Source organism: Pseudoalteromonas sp. S2721 (assembly GCF_005887425.1).
GTDB classification, from domain to species: Bacteria; Pseudomonadota; Gammaproteobacteria; order Enterobacterales; family Alteromonadaceae; genus Pseudoalteromonas; species Pseudoalteromonas simplex.
Genome location: NZ_PNCZ01000053.1, coordinates 1 through 18,497 on the forward strand (window position 1 = coordinate 1; position 18,497 = coordinate 18,497).

Annotated in this window: 14 protein-coding genes; 4 read left to right on the forward strand and 10 right to left on the reverse strand. The window is 41.3% G+C overall.

Going from position 1 to position 18,497, the window contains the following annotated elements; translation table 11 throughout:
* The first annotated feature begins 92 nt into the window (after positions 1-92).
* The 3 genes from CWC02_RS17055 (at position 93) to CWC02_RS17065 (ending at position 3,789) form a co-directional block, all read left to right on the forward strand.
* A complete protein-coding gene (locus CWC02_RS17055; RefSeq protein WP_054551851.1) occupies positions 93-566 on the forward strand; it encodes a VOC family protein in 474 nt (157 codons plus the stop codon).
* Positions 567-662: 96 nt separating this feature from the next.
* Positions 663-1,976 carry a DASH family cryptochrome gene (locus tag CWC02_RS17060; protein ID WP_054551850.1) on the forward strand — a complete coding sequence of 438 codons (1,314 nt, stop codon included), beginning with the start codon at positions 663-665 and terminating at the stop codon, positions 1,974-1,976.
* Positions 1,977-2,106: 130 nt separating this feature from the next.
* Complete coding sequence (locus tag CWC02_RS17065; protein ID WP_054551849.1) at positions 2,107-3,789, forward strand: sensor domain-containing diguanylate cyclase; 1,683 nt, start codon at positions 2,107-2,109, stop codon at positions 3,787-3,789.
* Here CWC02_RS17065 and CWC02_RS17070 read toward each other — a convergent pair.
* The 8 genes from CWC02_RS17070 to fucP form a co-directional block, all read right to left on the reverse strand.
* Positions 3,775-4,344: a DUF2799 domain-containing protein gene (locus CWC02_RS17070; protein ID WP_138619528.1), complete on the reverse strand. Its 570-nt coding sequence runs from the start codon at positions 4,342-4,344 to the stop codon at positions 3,775-3,777. The two genes, CWC02_RS17065 and CWC02_RS17070, sit on opposite strands and share 15 nt — an antisense overlap.
* Before the next feature lie 115 nt (positions 4,345-4,459).
* Positions 4,460-6,127: an asparagine synthetase B family protein gene (locus tag CWC02_RS17075; RefSeq protein WP_171043861.1), complete on the reverse strand. Its 1,668-nt coding sequence runs from the start codon at positions 6,125-6,127 to the stop codon at positions 4,460-4,462.
* 112 nt (positions 6,128-6,239) lie between these two features.
* Entirely contained in the window at positions 6,240-8,123 is a 1,884-nt protein-coding gene (locus CWC02_RS17080; RefSeq protein ID WP_138619532.1) for a propionyl-CoA synthetase, read from the reverse strand.
* A 160-nt stretch (positions 8,124-8,283) separates the two neighbouring features.
* A complete protein-coding gene (locus CWC02_RS17085; RefSeq protein WP_138619534.1) occupies positions 8,284-10,500 on the reverse strand; it encodes a tetratricopeptide repeat protein in 2,217 nt (738 codons plus the stop codon).
* Positions 10,500-11,258: a substrate-binding periplasmic protein gene (locus tag CWC02_RS17090; RefSeq protein WP_138619536.1), complete on the reverse strand. Its 759-nt coding sequence runs from the start codon at positions 11,256-11,258 to the stop codon at positions 10,500-10,502. Before CWC02_RS17090 ends, CWC02_RS17085 begins: the two co-directional genes overlap by 1 nt.
* 84 nt (positions 11,259-11,342) lie before the next feature.
* Positions 11,343-11,723: a hypothetical protein gene (locus CWC02_RS17095; RefSeq protein ID WP_054551843.1), complete on the reverse strand. Its 381-nt coding sequence runs from the start codon at positions 11,721-11,723 to the stop codon at positions 11,343-11,345.
* The gene (locus CWC02_RS17100) at positions 11,723-12,103 is read right to left on the reverse strand and encodes a hypothetical protein (RefSeq protein ID WP_171041543.1); all 381 of its coding nucleotides are present in this window, start codon (positions 12,101-12,103) and stop codon (positions 11,723-11,725) included. The genes CWC02_RS17095 and CWC02_RS17100 overlap by 1 nt, the downstream gene beginning before the upstream one ends.
* Before the next feature lie 150 nt (positions 12,104-12,253).
* The gene (gene fucP, locus CWC02_RS17105; protein ID WP_138619538.1) at positions 12,254-13,531 is read right to left on the reverse strand and encodes an L-fucose:H+ symporter permease; all 1,278 of its coding nucleotides are present in this window, start codon (positions 13,529-13,531) and stop codon (positions 12,254-12,256) included.
* Between the two features lie 155 nt (positions 13,532-13,686).
* On the opposite strand from fucP, the gene CWC02_RS17110 reads away from it, so the two are divergent.
* On the forward strand, positions 13,687-14,817 hold the full coding sequence (locus CWC02_RS17110; protein ID WP_138619540.1) for an ROK family transcriptional regulator: 1,131 nt from the start codon (positions 13,687-13,689) through the stop codon (positions 14,815-14,817).
* Positions 14,818-14,849: 32 nt separating this feature from the next.
* Here CWC02_RS17110 and CWC02_RS17115 read toward each other — a convergent pair whose 3' ends face one another.
* Positions 14,850-16,889, reverse strand: a complete 2,040-nt coding sequence (locus tag CWC02_RS17115; RefSeq protein ID WP_138619542.1) for a S9 family peptidase — start codon at positions 16,887-16,889, stop codon at positions 14,850-14,852.
* 141 nt (positions 16,890-17,030) lie between these two features.
* Positions 17,031-18,263: a TMEM143 family protein gene (locus CWC02_RS17120; protein ID WP_138619569.1), complete on the reverse strand. Its 1,233-nt coding sequence runs from the start codon at positions 18,261-18,263 to the stop codon at positions 17,031-17,033.
* Positions 18,264-18,497 lie beyond the last annotated feature (234 nt).

Sequence of the window (18,497 nt, forward strand, 5' to 3'; positions counted from 1 at the left end):
GAAATATTTCGCTGGCGTTTTTATCATTAGATTAGTGAAATTAGCTACAACTGCTACCTTTATAACTCACACATTTAACGTTGAGGTGTAACATGGCTGTTTCTGCAATCCCAAAAGGTTACCATGCGGTAACCCCGTATTTGGTTATTGAAGGTGCCACTAAGGCGATAGAGTTCTACAAACAAGCTTTTGCTGCTGAACTTGTAATGCAAATGCCTCTGCCTGATGGTGGGGTGGCACATGCTGAAATAAAAATAGCCGACTCTCATATTATGCTTTCTGATAATTGCCCTGATGTGCAATTTAAGTCGCCGCAACAACTTGGCGGTACGCCGGTGAGCATTATGCTGTATGTTGAAGATGTCGATGCTGTTTTTGCTAAAGCATTATCGCTTGGGGCGAAAGAGCTGCGTCCAGTACATGACCAATTTTATGGCGATAGGTCAGGGACTCTAGAAGACCCTTTTGGTCATATTTGGACTATAGGGACACACAAAGAAGACCTCAGTGAGCAAGAGCTTATGCAACGTATGAGCGAGCTTATGAGTAAAGAGCAAGATGCTTAATACCTATCTGCAAATTATAGTTAATCATTTTGTTCTGATATTTAAATCCGGATAAGAAGGGTATTCGTATGTATGTTAAAACATATGAGTTATCCCATGAAAAAACGAGTTTTATATTGGCTACAAAATGATTTACGCCTAGCTGATAATGAAATTTTATCTGAATTAGCAGATTTTGCTGGCGAGCTTGATTTAGTGTTTGTGATTGAACCGCGTTGGTTTAGGCAAACTAATTACCAACAGAAGCCATATGGGGAACATAAGTACAACTTTTTACTTGAGAGCCTATCTGCATTTGCAAACGCAGTTGAGAATCTTGGCCAAACACTTCATGTGATCACAGGTGAGCCTGAGTATGTAATCAGCCAGCGTTTGCAAAAATATAATATTGAAACATTGGTTTGTACCGAGCAAGTTGGCGTTTATGAGCAAAAACAGCTCGAAAAAATTAAAGCTATATGCCCTCAAGCTGCCGTGAAAACTTATCAGCAAGATACCTTGTTTAAAGCAGCGGACTTACCATTTCAGCTTGATGAATTACCAAAAAATTTTACCGCCTTTCGTAAAAAAGTAGAAGCTGAGCCAACCTTTATAGCTGCACCGCGACCTGCGGTCAGCCGATTACCTCACCCAGTACAGTTATGTGCTGAACACAATATTGCTGACGTAGTTACCCAGTCAGCTAGCTTCAAAGGAGGTTTATTTGCAGCTCAGCAACATTGCAGTGCGTACTTTTCCTCAAAAGCACCAAGCAGCTATAAAGAGACTCGCAATGAGTTAGATGGCTTTAGCAACAGCACTAAGTTTAGTGTTTGGCTTGCTGGAGGCACAATTAGTGCTAAACAACTGTATAACGAAGTTGAAAAATATGAGCATCAAAACGGTGCAAATGAGTCGAGCTATTGGATAAAGTTTGAATTGCTATGGCGCGAATATTTCAAATGGCATGCACTGCAAGCGGGAGCAAAGCTTTTTTTATTCAAAGGTCAAAAGCAAAATGCGCCGCTAACAACGTTTAACAGCCAGCGTTTCACTGCTTGGTGTAATGGCTGCACTCCATTTCCATTGGTAAATGCGATAATGCATGAACTCAACACAACAGGCTTTATATCTAACCGCTCGCGGCAGATTGCAGCAAGCTGTTTGGTTAATGAGTTAGCTCTTGATTGGCGCTATGGTGCAGCTTACTTCGAACAGCAACTTATTGATTATGATGTGGCTGCAAATTGGGGCAATTGGCAATATATTGCGGGTGTCGGTGTCGACCCTAGAGGTGGGCGTCACTTTCATATCAATAAGCAAACAGCGCTTTATGATCCTTTGTCACGTTACATTCGCAAATGGAATGGCGAGCAAACGACCACAACGCTTTTTGACTCGGTTGATGAGGTTGACTGGCCGTCAAGGTGAAAAATACCAATCCGCAATAAATCTGTAAGAGTATATTTATTTGATTATATTTTAGTATTTTTTGCCTTTTTAACTAAAATAATGAATAAGACTTAATTGTTTATCATTAGGCTAGTTATTAAGGCAGATTATGGCATTTAGTGAAGCTTACAATGAACTAAAGTCGCAGCTAGGACTAGATATTGCACAGTTGCTTCTCGAAAGTGGTGATGTGGGAGTTTGGCTCTGGAATGTGCAAACAGGCGAAACAATTTTTAATGATAAATGGGCAGATATCATTGGCTATTCTCTGTGCGAACTAGAACCCGTTTCAATTGATACTTGGCTTACCTTTGCTCACCCTGAAGACTTAGTGAAATCTGAGCAATTATTAAATGAGCACTTCGAAGGTGAATCAGCGCGATATGTCTGTGAAGCGCGTATGAAACATAAACGAGGCCACTGGGTTAAAGTGCTTGATAAAGGCCAAGTACAAACGTGGGATAAAAACGGTAATCCAGAATGGATGGTTGGAATACATATTGATATTACGGAACAATGGCAAAAAGAACGCGAAATTGAATTCCTACATCAAGAACTAAAAAAGTTCACTGATAACCTCCCAGGCTTTGTTTATCAATATGTAATAGACAATAAAGATGAAGCGTTTTTCCCATTTGCTACATCAAAAGTATTTGATATCTATGGCTGCTCTCCCAAAGATATTGAGTCATCAGCAGATAGAGTTATGCAAGCGATACATCAAGATGATCTGGAACGTATTGTACGAAGTATTGAGCATTCACGTGCAGAGCTAACTGATTGGTGTGAAGTGTTTCGCGTTAACCACCCCAAAAAAGGACAGATCTGGATTTCGGCAAAATCATCTCCTATAGCCCGAGCTGATGGCAGTGTAGAATGGAATGGTTATTCTGAGGATGTTACAGAGGAAGTTAAAAGTAATGAGAGAATTAAACTATTAACGGCTGTTTTTTCTACAACTAGCCGAGGGATTCTGATCACCACCGCTGAGTCTGTGATTGTTGATGTAAATCCTGCTTTTGAGCAAATAACAGGGTTTAAGAAGCATGAGGTAATAGGTAAAAAACCTTCAATACTTTCTGCAAAGAAGCAACCAGATGAGTTTTATCAACAAATGTGGACTGAGTTGCTCGATAAAGGCTGTTGGCAAGGAGAGGTATGGAATAAGCGAAAGTCAGGAGAGGTGTTTCCTGAGCAATTATCCATAGATGCACTGTATGATGAAAATGGCTTAGTTTCTCATTATATCGGTGCATTTGATGATATCTCTTCGGCGGTAGAAAAGCGCCAGCTTCTCAATGAGCTAGTTAATCAAGATCCACTTACTAAGCTATTGAATCGCAGAGGACTCGATATTCAATTGCGTGCTTTCTCACAAAGAACGCCAGCAGAGCATAACCAATTTGCATTGATCTATCTTGATCTTGATAATTTCAAACTCGTTAATGATACATATGGTCATGAACAGGGTGACAATTTATTACTGGACATTAGTCAGCAATTGCGTTTACAAATGAGAGATAAAGATGTGCTATCGCGCATTGGTGGTGATGAGTTTGTTATTGTTTTACCTTCATTAACAAAGGCTAGTTTGTGCCAAGATATAGCGCTACGATGTCAGCAGGCGGTTAAAAAAGTAGCGCAAGATTATGAAACGGTTCAGCCGGTAAGTGCGAGCTTTGGTATCGCCATGTATCCTTTACACGGACACAGTGCAAAGGAACTTTTGGCCATCGCTGATAAACAAATGTATGAAATGAAATTGGCTCTAAAAGTCTCACCACTCGGTTGATATTTCAACACTAGGCAGTTTATTCAAAAGCGGAAGTAATGTGCGTTCTTTGCGCAAATCTTTACGCTCGTTTTCTAAATCTTTGCGTTCTCGATAAAGTTCTTTTTGCTGAGTATTATTAAGTTGGTTACTGTTAAGCTCGCCACGAATATCTTTTAATCGACGGTCGATATCGTCAATGCGATTATCAATATAACTCAGTCTTTGTTGCACTTGATATCTATCGTTACCTTCTTGCCATGCTTTACGAAACGCTGTGCTATTACAGACACCATTGTATGACGCGCCTTGCATGCCTAACGTAAAGCCATTTTCCGGTTCACAGTATGTAGCGAGGCCCTGATCGTATCCCACTTTATATTTAGCAATGTCAGCATTTACACCATACTCACTGCATTGTGATAGTGCATCTATGCCATCGCGATACTCAGTGCCATCTGCACCATGTTTATAACCAATACCATGCCAGTCAGCTTGTAAACATTCATTTTTGCTAACCGAGGTGCAGCCTGCTAATACGATTAGGGGCAGTAGAGGAAGAGTCCATTTTCTCATTAAAATTTCAGCTTATGATATTAATAACTTTATAGATTCTAGCCCGAAAAGTTCGTTGTTAGAAAGCTGTTTTTACTTCAAAGCAGTTAATTCAAAATGATGGCCTGAACTTTATTCACCATTGGCAGAATTTCTGAGCAACACGTAAATTAGGCTGAACATTCTTTAAATGAGTTAACTGTAAGATGCAAAGTAAAGTGAAATGGCAGCGCTTTATCAATAAATGGCGGTCAAAAAACATAATTTTAAACCATAGCTTTAATAGTTCTGTGGGCGACATAAGTTTTGCGCTATTCAATTGCCATTGGGTTTGATACTTGACGGTTATTGGGCAAGGCAAGTGTCCTGGGTAAGTTTGCCAAGGCGCAAGTAAAGCTCGTGGGTAATCGGTTTTTAACCATCGTTGATAAAAACGGTGTTTGCGAACGTACTCCACCGGTAAACCCAACGGATACTGTAGGACCTTCCACGAATAAAATGGATGGAAAAACTCCATTTTAAATTCGCAAACCTGCTCGTTAGGAACACTCAAATGGTGGTGTTGATCGTTAAGCAGCAAGAATAATTGAAATGCTTTTTCAAGTGGTAATTCAGCGAGTGGTTCGAAGCTAATTTTTAAGTTAGCTATCAGTTTTTGTTGTAATTGTTCAGCATTATGAACAACTGACTTAGGTAAAAAAGCGTATTGTTGTTTGAGGTAAGCACTGATTAGTTTATCTAAGTTGTTTTCTTTTGCTGCAGCATAAATTTCATCACCGTAATAAATAAGCCCGACCCCAACACTACCGCCATTTCCTGACCAGCTTATTTGTGGTCTGCATACGTTAGTGAAATCTTGATGTTTCGCTTTACGCCAATATTTGCCAAGGCGCTGTTCGACAGATAGCCGCTGGGTGTCTGAAACTTGTATTACTTCTAATGGTACTGCATTTTGTGATGCATATTGTTTAGCACAAAATAGATCTTGGCTATCAGATTGCGAAAAGTTAAACGACTTCAATTGCACGCCTTGGCGCAATAACTCACTGTTAATAAGCCTAGAGTCTAAGCCGCCAGATAAAGTGCAAAGAATTGTTTTATCTTTATGTTTTGCCTTTGCAACTAAAGTTTTAAAAGCCTTTGAGATCCCTTCAATTGCATCTGGTGCAACGAGCTTTTGTTTTGCAAGTGATACCCAATCAAAATATCTTTTTCTAGTTACACCCTGTTTTGCATTAAAGCATAGCATTTCACTTGGGTATGAGCATTTTACGTCTTTAAACGGCGTATGATCTAAAAGAGGATAACCAAGCACGGCAAGCTCAGTTAATGCATCCGGATTGTTCTGTAGTTGGATATCCAACTGCTTAAATAAATTAAGGTTAGTGGAAAATAGTAAACCATACTGTGTTTGTAAGGTATAAAAAGGTTTTAATCCAAGTGGATCAGTCGCTAATGTTAGGCGCTGGCTCTGCAGATCAAATTGACAAAAGCTAAATACTCCTTCGCATTGCTGCAAAGAAAAGTCGAGAGACTCGCAGCCCGCAAGTGTAATTAGGTCCTGTGTTCTAGAGCTTGATATGAGAGGGTGTCCAATGAGTGTTGCAATTTGCGACTCAGTTCGCAACCAGCTCGACTGCTCATAGGCATCAAAATCATACTGAAAAATGGCTCCATACTCGCAATTAAAAAAACGAACATGTTTTTCTTCATAGTTACTAAATACATTAGCTAGTTGATTTATATACTTAAAGTCAGTTTTATCTGAATCATTGAATTGGAAATAACCTGCAATAATAGCCATGTTAACCACCTTTTCGTTTGCTAACTTATTAGTAAAGTTGCAAGCCATAGGCCAAAACGAATAAAGGCCTTAAACAAGGCCTTTGGTAACATTACAAAATTACAAACGCAGATCAGCGATTGTTAAGTTGTTGGTTGATTTCATCAAATATACTCGCATCATCAATGGTAGATGGAATTTGTAGTTCTTCACCATCGACCAATTGGCGTAAGTTCTTTCTGAGTATTTTTCCTGAACGGGTTTTTGGTAGGCGCTCAACATGCAAAACATTCTTTAAACAGGCAATGGCACCAATTTGATGCCTTACAGAATGGACTAGCTGTTGCTCGACTTCTTTGCTATCGCCAAGGTAATCGTCTTTGAGCACTATCATCGCCATAGGTAATTGCCCTTTGAGTGCATCGTTAACGCCAAATACTGCACATTCAGCAACAGCAGGGTGGGCTGCAACAATTTCTTCCATTTCACCGGTTGATAAGCGATGACCCGCAACGTTAATTACATCGTCGGTACGACCCATAATAAATAGATAACCATCGTCATCAATATAGCCGCCATCACCAGAAAGGTAGTAGCCCGGATACTCGCTTAAATAACCCGCTTGAAAGCGTTCATTGTTTTGCCAAATTGTTGGTAAGCAGCCAGGAGGTAAAGGCAGTTTAATTACCACCGCACCATTTTCGTTTGCTGAGCACTGCTGCCCATTCATATCAAGAATTTGTACATCAAAGCCCGGTGTTGGCACTGTTGAGCTACCCGCCTTAGTGGCAAGCTGTTCAATACCAATTGGATTACACGCAATGGCCCAACCAGTTTCTGTTTGCCACCAATGGTCAAGTACGGGCAAGCCGGTGTTGTCTTTTAGCCATTCATACGTGGGAGGATCTAAGCGTTCACCGGCCAAGAATAAACGTTTTAAACTCGAAGTATCGTATTGTTTAAAGCCCTCTGCGGTAGGGTCTTCTTTTTTAATAGCGCGAAACGCAGTAGGAGCACTGAATAAGGCGGTGACTTTGTAATCTTCAACAACACGCCAAAATGCACTGGCATCAGGGGTTCTTATGGGTTTGCCTTCATAAAGTACGGTAGCGCAGCGATAAATAAGCGGTGCATATACAATGTATGAGTGACCTACCACCCAGCCAATATCAGAAGCAGCCCAAAATACTTCGCCGGGTTTCATGCCATACACGGTCTCCATGCTGTAATGCATTGCAACAGCGTGACCACCGTTTTCTCGAACCACCCCTTTAGGTGTGCCTGTGGTGCCTGAGGTGTAAAGAATATAAAGCGGGTCGTCACCTGCAACCGGCACGGCATCGACTGAACTTGCTGCATCAGAGGCTGATTGCCAATCGATGTCTCGGCCATCTTGCATCTCGGCAATGGCTTGCTCACGCTGAAAGACAATACAGTGTTCAACAGTATGCTGGGCGTTTTCGAGTGCTTCATCAAGCAGTGGTTTATATTCAATCACATGATTGATTTCGACCCCGCAAGACGCAGTAAGCACAAGCTTAGGCTTTGCATCATCAATACGCACCGCGAGTTCGTGCGGTGCAAAACCACCAAATACAACGGAGTGAATGGCACCAAGGCGAGCACACGCTAGCATACCAATAACCGCTTGTGGGATCATTGGCATATAAATGACTACGCGGTCACCTTTGCTTACGCCAAGGGATTGCATGAGTCCTGCAAATTTAGCAACTTGAGTTTGTAACTCGCCATAAGTGTATTGTTGTTTAGTATTGGTAACAGGGGAGTCGTAAATTAGTGCAGTTTGGTCGCCATAGCCTGCTTCGACATGTTGGTCGAGGGCTAGATAACAAGTGTTTAGTTGACCATCGGCAAACCAATGGTAAAAATCATTATCGTCATATTGATAAGGGGCACTTGGCTCTTTAAACCAAGGAATTCGTTTACTTTGCTCAAGCCAAAACTGACCCGGATCGCGCTGGAACTGTTGGTATTGTTGTTGATATTCGCCCGCCATTGTGAGGCTCCTATACTTTTTAGTGAGAGATTAGTACAACGTACTAAAAAATATAGGGCGGTTTTTGATTAAATAACATGCGACCTTGGTCGGCATTAATGGGACTAAATGTCGTTAAATTGCCCGGATTTGGGGCGATTTCAGGGAATCGAGATGCTAATTAAACCTGTTGTTCACTAATAAGCGGTAAGCAAATGAGGATCTTAACGCCACCTAACTCACTGTGCTCAGCCTTGATAGTACCTTTGTGCGTTTCTATTAGGCTTTTACAAATCGCAAGTCCAAGGCCTGAGCCACCCGTTTGGCGGCTACGCGATTTATCAACGCGGTATAAACGTTCGAATATTTCAACTAACTGATTGTTAGTCACGCCGGGTGGGGTATCTTCAATGCTAAAAGTAATACTCTGCGCTGAGGCTGTCGCTATAAATTTAATTTTGCCGGGTTTATCAGTATAAAAGGTGCTGTTTGATAAAAGATTAGCCAGTACTTGCTTAATTTTATCGATATCCCATGTCACCTTTATATCAGCAGTAACATGAATGTCACTGGTAAATTCAAAGCCTTTGCTTTGTACAAAAGCAGCAAAGTCTTGCTGCCAAACGGATAATACATCAGCAAGTAAATAGGGTTTGAGGTTCAGGTATAGGCTATCTGAGTCTGCTTGTGCTAGTTGGTGGATATCACGGATCAGTATATTGATATCGGTTAGCTTTCGATTAATTGCATCGTAAGAGGCATCAACGTCTTTTGCGATATTGTATTGCAATGCTTCAACTTGCAATTGTAGCGCTGTGAGTGGTGTGCGAATTTCATGGGATACATCGGCTAGTAAGCGGTTCTTCTTATCAACGACTTCTTGTAATAGTTGTGCTCGCTCGCTGGCAAGTTTACGCTTTTTAAATGAGCGGTAACCAAAGCCTGATATCAATAAAATCACACAGCTTAGGCCGAGTAACCAGGCTTTAAATTGCCATTCACTTTCGCTTAGTTGTGCTGCTTGAATTTGTTTATCTGCACTTAATTGGTTTATTTCTTGCTGATTTCGCATAAAGGCGACTTGGCTTTGCATCGCGGCCACAGTTAAGTCGTGCTGATTTTTACCCGTTTTATTTTCAAGGGTTTGATAGCGGCTTTGCGATTCAAATGCCTGTTTATAAAGTTGTAATGCAAGGTAAGAGTCAGTGAGTAATTTATTTAAGCTAATTTGATCTTCGACATCTTGTAACTCATTAGCCTGGTTTAAGGCCTGTTCTGCGGTTTTAATTGCTTTTGCATGGTCATTAAGAGCTTGATAGATACGTGTTTGGGTGATCGCTAAAGACACTAAATGGGAGCGGAAATTAAAGTCAGTGGCGATTGCCATGGCGCCATCAATATAGGCTTGCGCTTCACTAATGTTATTTTGTTTTAGAGCAATTAACGCCATTAAATTATATGAACGGCACAATCCTGTGTTTGAAGATGAGGGTAGATAATAGCTAATCGACTTTTCTGCATAGTCTGTGGCTGTTGTAAGCTCACCTTGTTTTAGCGCTGCATAGCCGACCTTCATGGCACTATTACCGATATCGACTTTAGAGCCAATTTCTAAATCCAGAACGTGCGACATTTTAAAGTGCTTTAACGATTGGGCACTGTCACCCATACGTCGATAAACTTCGCCAATTTCATAAAGTGCATCAGCAATGCCTTTTTTATCGTCAAGTTTTTGATGTAAAGAAAACGACAAAGTAAGATTGGCTAGTGCGTCGTGGTGGTCACCAATAATTGCTTCAATAATACCTAAGTTCTGCAATGCAGAGGCATAAGATTTATCGTCATCAAACTCTTGTAAAATATTGACTGCTTTTTGTGCTTCATTGAGGGCAGCTATGTACTTATCTTGCCAGCGTAAAATGGCTGCTAATCGCTCATAGGACTGGGCAATCAGCACTGAGTTATTTATCTGTTTGGCAATGGATAATGCAGCGCGATAGTGTTGCTCTGCCTTAAGAAAGTTACTTTTTCTGCCTTGCGCGTAACCTTGAATAAGCATTGCTCGTACTGTTACTGACTGGTTATTGTGCTTTTCCCCGTAATCAAGCAGCTGCTCTGCATAGCTAAGAGCTTGGTCATAATCGCCACTGCCCATATTCATAAATGCCAGCGATTCGAATGCCTCTTGTATGATGTTAGGTTCATTGGAAAGGGTCGAGTCGTTAGTTAATTGCTCAAATATTTTAGTGGCTTGGTTTGGATTACTGTTACGTAACAATTGTGCTTCGTTAAGCTTTTCTAAAGCTTGTTCAGGGGTAATAGCAAGGGTATTTAGCGATAAGCCGCTAAGCAAAATAGCTAAAGCTAAGCCTTTGTAAGATGATTGCGTGTTTTTCATTATAATCTAGGTAAAGGCAGATGCCATTTTTGTAAAATTGCTTGGTATTGACCGTTTTGTTTCAATGCTTTTATGGCATCACTCAATTGCATAGCAAGTTGCTTGTCCAATTTTAGATTCGCGGCTAAATAAAGGCCTGATGGGTAGTCGTCTAAGTGGAGGCTCTTATTAATGTCATTAGGGAGAACTCCTGATAACGCGAGTTCGTTTTGTAAGGTAAGCGTGTTGGTTAGTACAAAATCAATTCGTCCTTTCTCTAGCATTTGCCAAAGTTGATGGTAATGACTGACCAGCACCAAATTTTTATTTTCATTAAAGCCGGCTTGTTTCAAATAATGTTCACTTGAGTAGCCACGAATTGTTGCCACACGGTATTTCTTTGCTTGTTTTAAGCTTTTTATTTCGTGGTTTTGTTTGGCAAGCCCAACTAAATAAGCATCGGCAAAATAGGTTTGTGCTAGCCATTGGAATTTATATTCACGAGACTCATTTTTTAGCAATGAAATCATCAATATGCTTGGGTCATTTTGAAACTCATGAAAAGCTCGGGCCATTGGCATAATTGCGAATTCGCCAGCGATGTTTGTTTTCGCTAGGGCAGACTTTATCACTTCAACAAGCGCACCATCGGCTTTACCTTGCTGATTTTTAAAATGGTATGGGGGTAAATCTTCGGCAATAAAGGTCAGTGTTTTCGCCGTCGTAGCACTACTGATAAAGCAGAAGATAATAACAATCAGCAATGAACGAAGAAGCATAAAGAACCTACACCTTTAAACATATTGTTAACATAGTAATGAATATTAATAAAAAGGTATAGGTTTTTAATCGGTGAGTCGGAATTAGTTGTTCTTTTTGCTTCGTGGCGCACCGAGTAAAATACCGATGTGGCAAACACAGACAGATAAAAACGCACTCAATCCTAATGCACCGCCATAGCCATGTAAGCGTGGCACGAGGTACTCAAACAACAAAGCAAATAGTAATGACGCAATGGCTAATGTAAAAATGCCAAAGCGTTTTGGTGCGCTCATACCGATGAAAGTACCGCCGAAAAATGCCACGCTGTATAGCTCAACATCAACGGGGAATAGACTCAAAATCGCAAATGCAATAATGCTGGTGGCCGCTGATGCGCGAATGCCGTCGAAGCGATTATGATGTGCTAAAAAGTAGGTTGAGTAAGCACCTAATAACGCTGTTATCGCAATAAATATATTCATCAAAAAATCCCTTTTGCAAGCATATAAAGCGCCACACTGGCAAAAGCCACACTACCAAGTCGGCCGCCAAAACCTGCAAATAGATTCATAGTCAAAATATAAAGACTGGCACCGATCAATGAAATAAGACTTAGCTCCCAATAACTGTTTATTAAACTTGAAGAGCACATGCCAGCAAAGCTACCAGCGTAAATGGCCGCATAAGGGTGTGATTTTAACGTTCTTGAAAAAGGTAAAAACGTACCGATTAAGCCTGTCGCAGCAGCGGCTACAACAATAGGAACACGAAAATATTCGTGTAAGACGAAACAGATAAAGCAGCCAAAAAAGAAACAAATATACTTTATTAAAAAAAACCGAAAGTGCTCAAAGCTACTCATGTTTTTAAGCTTTGCTGTGTAATTTAAGATAAAAAGCTTAAGTGATTTCATACTCACTTATAGGTAGTTAGAAAGATAGTGATTTTCACATTATCTAACCACAAAGTACAATTATAAAAGGCATCTGACTTTGCAAGATGCCTTTAAAAATTATGATTGCTGGTGTCGTGGTGACCTAATGCTGTGGTGCCCATAAAGAGATACGATAAGAAAACATCCAAGTGGTACAACAAACGAAACCGCAGTGTTAAAAGCATCTATGGTTGCGGCTTGGATCAGAGGTAAAAATGCGCCCCCTAAAATTGCCATTACTAAACCAGCCGCACCAACTTTTGCATCTTCGCCAAGGCCTTCAAGTGCTGTGCCGTAGATGGTTGGAAACATCAAAGATAGACAGCTTGAAATAGCAACAAGTGCGACTACGCCCACTAAATTAACTTGGGTGGTAACAATAAAACAAAGCACGGCTGCAACTAAAGCCATAAAACGCAGTAATTTAGCGCCGCTAATAAAGCGCATTAGCCATGTCATAATGAAACGAGATACTAAAAACACCAACATCGAATATTGTAAGACTTGGCCGCCGGTAACTTCTGTCGTGTTAAGTGCTTCCATGGTGTAGCCAATGGTGTAGGTCCATACACAGGTTTGGGCGCCAACATTAAAAAACTGTGCCAGCACGCCAAATCGGTAGTGCTTATTTTGATACAAATGTTGAAAGGTCTTTTTAAGTTTACGCGGCTGCGCTGTTACTTTTGTTTCTGTTGCAGGAGAGCGGCTAAAGAAGATACATAGCCATAGTAAGATTAAGCAACAGGCCATACCCACATACGGCACCATCACAGCATCGAGCTCTGCACTCACAACGGTTTTTAATTGCGCTTCACTCATCAGGGCACGGCTTGCGCTATCAGCTTGATTTAAGTTCGGTAAGATCAACGTCGCAGCTAAAAACACACCAATATTAGTCCCAACAGGGTTAAATGCTTGCGCGAGGTTAAGTCTGCGGGTTGCTGTTTGCTCGCATCCTAACTGCATGACGTAGGGATTGGCAGAGGTTTCTAAAATAGACAAACCACCAGCAAGAATAAACAAGGCCAATAAAAAGTGGCTATAGAGCATGGTTTGACTAGCAGGGTAAAACAATAAGGCACCACAAGCGGCCATGGCTAAACCCACTAACAGCCCTGTTTTATAATTAAACCGTCTATTGATCATGGCTGCCGGTAAAGCTAAGCAAAAATATGCGCCGTAATAACTAAACTGCACCAGTGCTGATTGCAACGCACTCATCGAAAATGTTTTGCTGAAAACTTTAACTAATGGGTCTGTCATATTGGCCGCAGTACCCCAAGCAGCAAAGCAAATCGTAAGCAGAATAAAAGGCCAAAGCATTTGGCGCGATACAATAGCGGACTGTGTTTGCATAGTTCACCAGGTTAATGTGTTCATATTGTTGTGGCCGACAGTATTCACGACTATAAATAATAAATCAACCTAGTTGATTTATTATTTTGACTGGTAGATAGTACTGCAAACAGGTCTAATAGGCCGCTTATCAAGCTTGTATCAAGAAGGATGTTATGAAGAGCAGTTTATCGCGAGCACCAAGAAGCAATAACGAGCGCGCAATCTTAAGTTTAATTAGGCAACAGCAAAGCATGCCTAAAGCACAAATAGCAAAAGCGTTAGCCTTGTCTGCTCAGGCGGCAACAGTGAATATCAATAAGCTTGAAGAAGACAAGCTGTTGCTTCGTGATGCACCTGTTAAAGGCCGAGTAGGGCAGCCAAGTGTGCCGTTTAGGCTCAACCCAGATGGTGCATTTAGTTTTGGTTTGAAAATCGGGCGGCGACGCTTTGATCTGATACTCGTTGACTTACAAAGCACGCAAAGGGCGTCTGTATCTGTTGAGGTGCATGAAGCATCGGTTGAAGAACTTAAATCATTTTTAGAAATACATATCCCAAAGCTAATCAGTCAATTAGAGCCTGAACTGCGATCACATGTGTGTGGGCTTGGGGTCGCTATGCCGTTTGATATTTGGCAATGGCAAGCCGCTTCAGGCTCAGCAACCAATACACTTAGTCAGTGGCAAAATTTCGACTTAAAAGGTTACTTAGAAAGTCAGTTCCAGTTCCCTGTTTATATTAGTAACGATAATAACGCTGCCTGCTGTGCAGAACTAAGCCTTGGTAACCATAATAACTACAGCGATTTTTTGTATGTTTATTTGGGGGCTTTTTTAGGTGGGGCTGTAGTGATTAACCACCAGCTTCTCGAAGGTAAAAGTGGTAATGCCGGTGCTATAGGCTCAATGCTAAACGCTGATCGGGAGCAGTTACTTAGTCAATGTTCATTACTATCATTGCAAAGCGAGTTTGATAAGCAGCAACTTGGCATTTCAGTGTATGAGCTGACAGACAGTCAGTTTTCAGATCATAAACGACTCGTTCAGCCTTGGCTTGAAAAAGCTGCTGAGGCTATCAGTATTGCCATGCATAACAGTTTGAGTTTATTAGATATGCAAGCTGTGATTGTTGATTCGCCGTTACCGAGTAAAGCACTTGAACAGCTCAAGCAGTTATCAATTGCCGCATTTGCACGTTTAGATAATCGTGGGTTACGTAGCTGTGAAGTGAGTTTAGGCGTGTGCGGGGAAAAAGCGCAGTCGATAGGGTCTGCTCAACTTGCGCTTAGTCATCATTATTTTTAAGAGGAGTGAGCATCTCACTCCTGCTTAATTCATTACTTCTGATATTGTTTGAACCACGCAAGCGTGTATTCAATTTTCGAAATCATACGTGATGGACGACCCGCAATACCATGGGGTGAGCCCGGTACACGAATAAGCACGGTATCTACCTTTTGCAGTTTTAATGCTTGATAGAATTGCTCTGATTCTGAAATTGGCGTACGGCGGTCTTCTTCACCTGTCATGATCAATGATGGCGTGGTGACGTTACCCACTAATGAAAGCGGCGAACGTTTCCAGTAGTGCTCAACATTATCCCAAGGCATGCCAGGGAACTGGTTACGAATTTGACCAATATAGCTGTCAGCTGAAAGCGTTTTACTTAACCAGTTGATCACAGGCTTGGTAATTGCCGCAGCGTTGAAGCGGTTTGTTAAACCAACCGCATAAGCCGTTGCAATACCACCTGCTGAACCACCCGCAATAAATAGGTTATCTTTGTCGATAAAGCCTTTAGCAATCATGGCATCAACTGCTGAGTTGTGGTCAGCAAAGTCTTCTTCTGAACTGTATTTACCATCTAGCAGTAGTGCAAAGTCTTTACCGTAACTTGTTGAGCCACGGTAATTCACATACACAACCACATAACCTTCAGCGGCATAACGTTGTAATTCAGCAGTAAAGCTTGGGCCATAGGCAAGATGTGGGCCGCCATGAATTTCAACCATTAATGGGTATTGTTTGTTCTCATCAAAATCAGGTGGCGTAATGTACCAACCTTGAATAGCTTGGCCATCGAACTGTGACTTAACATTTAGTTCGTGCACTTTACCAAGATTTTTATGGCCTAACACATCTTCATTTAATGAAGTTAGCGTTTTACTTTTACCCTTGTATAGGTAGCCTAAATCAGCTGGGCGGTATTCACTGCCTGTGGTGTACGCAATAGCGCCATTATTGGCCATGCTGAAACTACCACTGATATACGGACGACCAATTGAAGTGCCCGATACCGTATCAGTTAAGTCAGTGACCTTACCGCGGCTGTTTACTTTAGCGAGCTTACGCTTGCCAAAATCATCGTACTGAATAACAAAGTCGCCATCGCCTGACCACTTATAATCAGCCACTGAGCGGTCTAATTTTTCAGTAATATGCTTGATTGATTTATCGTCTAAATCGAGCATAGATAGTGTTGAGTTAATGTAAGGCACAGGGGCGTTGTCACGCGCAACAAAGGCTAGTTCATCACCGTCTTCAGCGTAACGCGGGTTACTCTCACGGCCCGGTAAATCAGTTAGTTGCGTAAGCTCACCTGATTTTACATTGATTTCATAGAGGTCTGACTCAGTTGTGCGATATTCCCACTCATCATTGCGATCAGCAGAAAAAGCTAGTTTTGTGTTACTTGGATCCCAAGCAAGTGGGCCATAATGCTGATGATCACCCGATGTTAATTGGCGTGGTGTGCCACCCGAAACCGGAATAACAAAAACGTGACGATATGAAGGCTCTAAAAAGCCAGCGCCATCAGCTTGATAGCGTGCTTTTTCAAACACTCTCACTGGTTTTGACCACTCAGCGCCTTTTGGTTTTTTCGGCAGTTTTACCGATTTAGCGAACGCAGATTTACCTTCAGGAATGCTCATGGTGAAGGCAATTTGTGCAGAATCATTTGACCACGTTAAGTTACGTACTGATTTTGGTAGTTGCGTTAATAATGCTTGTTTGTCTTGCGCTAACCAATAAACGTGAAGTTGATTCGAACCGCTTGAGTTGCTGGTAAAAGCAATTTTCTTGCTATCTGGAGACCAAGTAGGTTGGCTGTAGTTATGCTCATCAGAAAACAGCGGCGTGTGTTGACCTGACTTTATATCGTACAGCCAAAAGCTACGCTTGTTACCATCTTTCATGATGTCGTAGCCGCTGCGCACATAAACGATTTTTTTACCGTCAGGGCTTATTTGTGGGTCGCCTGCGTATTCAAGTTGAAAAATATCTTCAGAGACAAACTTGTCGTTAGCATATACTTGAGCCGTCGTTGCTGCGCACAGCAAACTTGCTCCAATAAGAATTGTTTTTTTTAATTGCATGGAATGGTCTTTTTTTAGCCGTAAAATTTTATCCTAAAAGCAGACCATTTACTGCGCAAGCACATTGAGACCAAAATGCCGTAACGAGAGTTAAATAGACTCAAACTCGATTTGTACTTGCTAGTAGCTGATTTTAAAGGCTTAGGCAAACTTAAAATAGTCATCCCAACGCGCATCTAAACGCTGTTTGGCTTTGGTTAAATCAACGGCTGTATAAACGTCATTTTGTTGATGAATCAGCTCAAGCCTTACTAGCTTGTCTAAAGCGTCATCAATTTCAAAGTCGAGCTGGCAATGATGTTGTTCGTTAAACCATTGCTCAATTTGACTATCTAATTGCTGTGCAGTCATCGCTGATTCGCTTTTTAGTAAAAAGGTATAGGCGAGCAGCGCTTCTTTAACATCTTCTTCTTCAGCTGCATCGACTAGGGTATGAAAAACCCCGGCGTTGTTATCGAGGTTTTTAAAATACAAATTGTCGGCCAGTGCTTTCATAAAACGAATTTTGCGGTTTTTAAACTTGCTCCACTCTTTGAATATAAAGCTGCCAAACACCCCCATGCCGATTGCAAAGGTAATAAAGTGTTGCTGACTCATATGCACTTCTTCACTACGCCAACCACCCCAAAAGGCAATCATAGCAATCAGGAGTAAAATTGACGCACCTAATTTTGTGACCAGTACCACAGCTCCACCAATCAGTGCTGATGAACCAATAATCAGTTTATCTATTGGACGCATTTTTACTTCGCTATTCGGAAACAGCATTTCTAAATCGGCTTTTGGCACATTCTGGAATAATTTGACGATGGTTGAGTTTGGCTCAAAGCCTACCGGCATTTTGCCTTTTTCTAAAAAGTACTGCTCGTCTTTAAAGCGGATGAATATGGCAACGCGGTCATAGTTAGTAAACTGAATCTGCTTTTTCTTAAGCCCCCAAAAACTGCTTAGCGTCTCGGTTTTTTGCGATTCGCCGCGACGGTAAAAGACCACTTCTGCAAAGTCATCAAACTCAACGGCTAAACGTACTTTAAATAAAGACTCTTCATTCAGTGCATCTTGTAAGTCTTGATTGGTAATGGTTTCAAAATTGGCAGCATTGAGTACTTTGGCAAACTCTTTTGCAAAGGCAGATTGGTAGCTGGCACGTTGCTCGTTGGTAATCGGTGTTAGCGTTCGGGTGTCGCTATTTGGGTCAAATGGCGCATAGTTGTTTTTTAAAGACTCCAGCAGCTCGTGATATTGATAATGAGTCACGCTTTGCAAAAGAGTAGCAAACTCCATAAACGAAGCTGATTGCGGCTCACCCAAGTAAGCTTGGCAAAGATTTATGATGTCGTGTTTTCGAAAAGGGATGAATCGCGCGTTGCTCATAGATTTGTGTAATGTCATTAAAACTGGCTGGGATAATAAAAAAATAACGACAAAATTGCGACCGTTAGTGGCAAATGGCATGAACTTAGACTTTTTTACTGACTAAAACGGCTTATGTTTAGAATATTTACTCCAGTAAAAACGCTGGTTTTTCCCCTTTATAGTGGCTTTATCATGCACTTTTAAATTTGCTTTGCTAATGTTTAATTCATTGCAGCAAGTTGTCGTGATTAA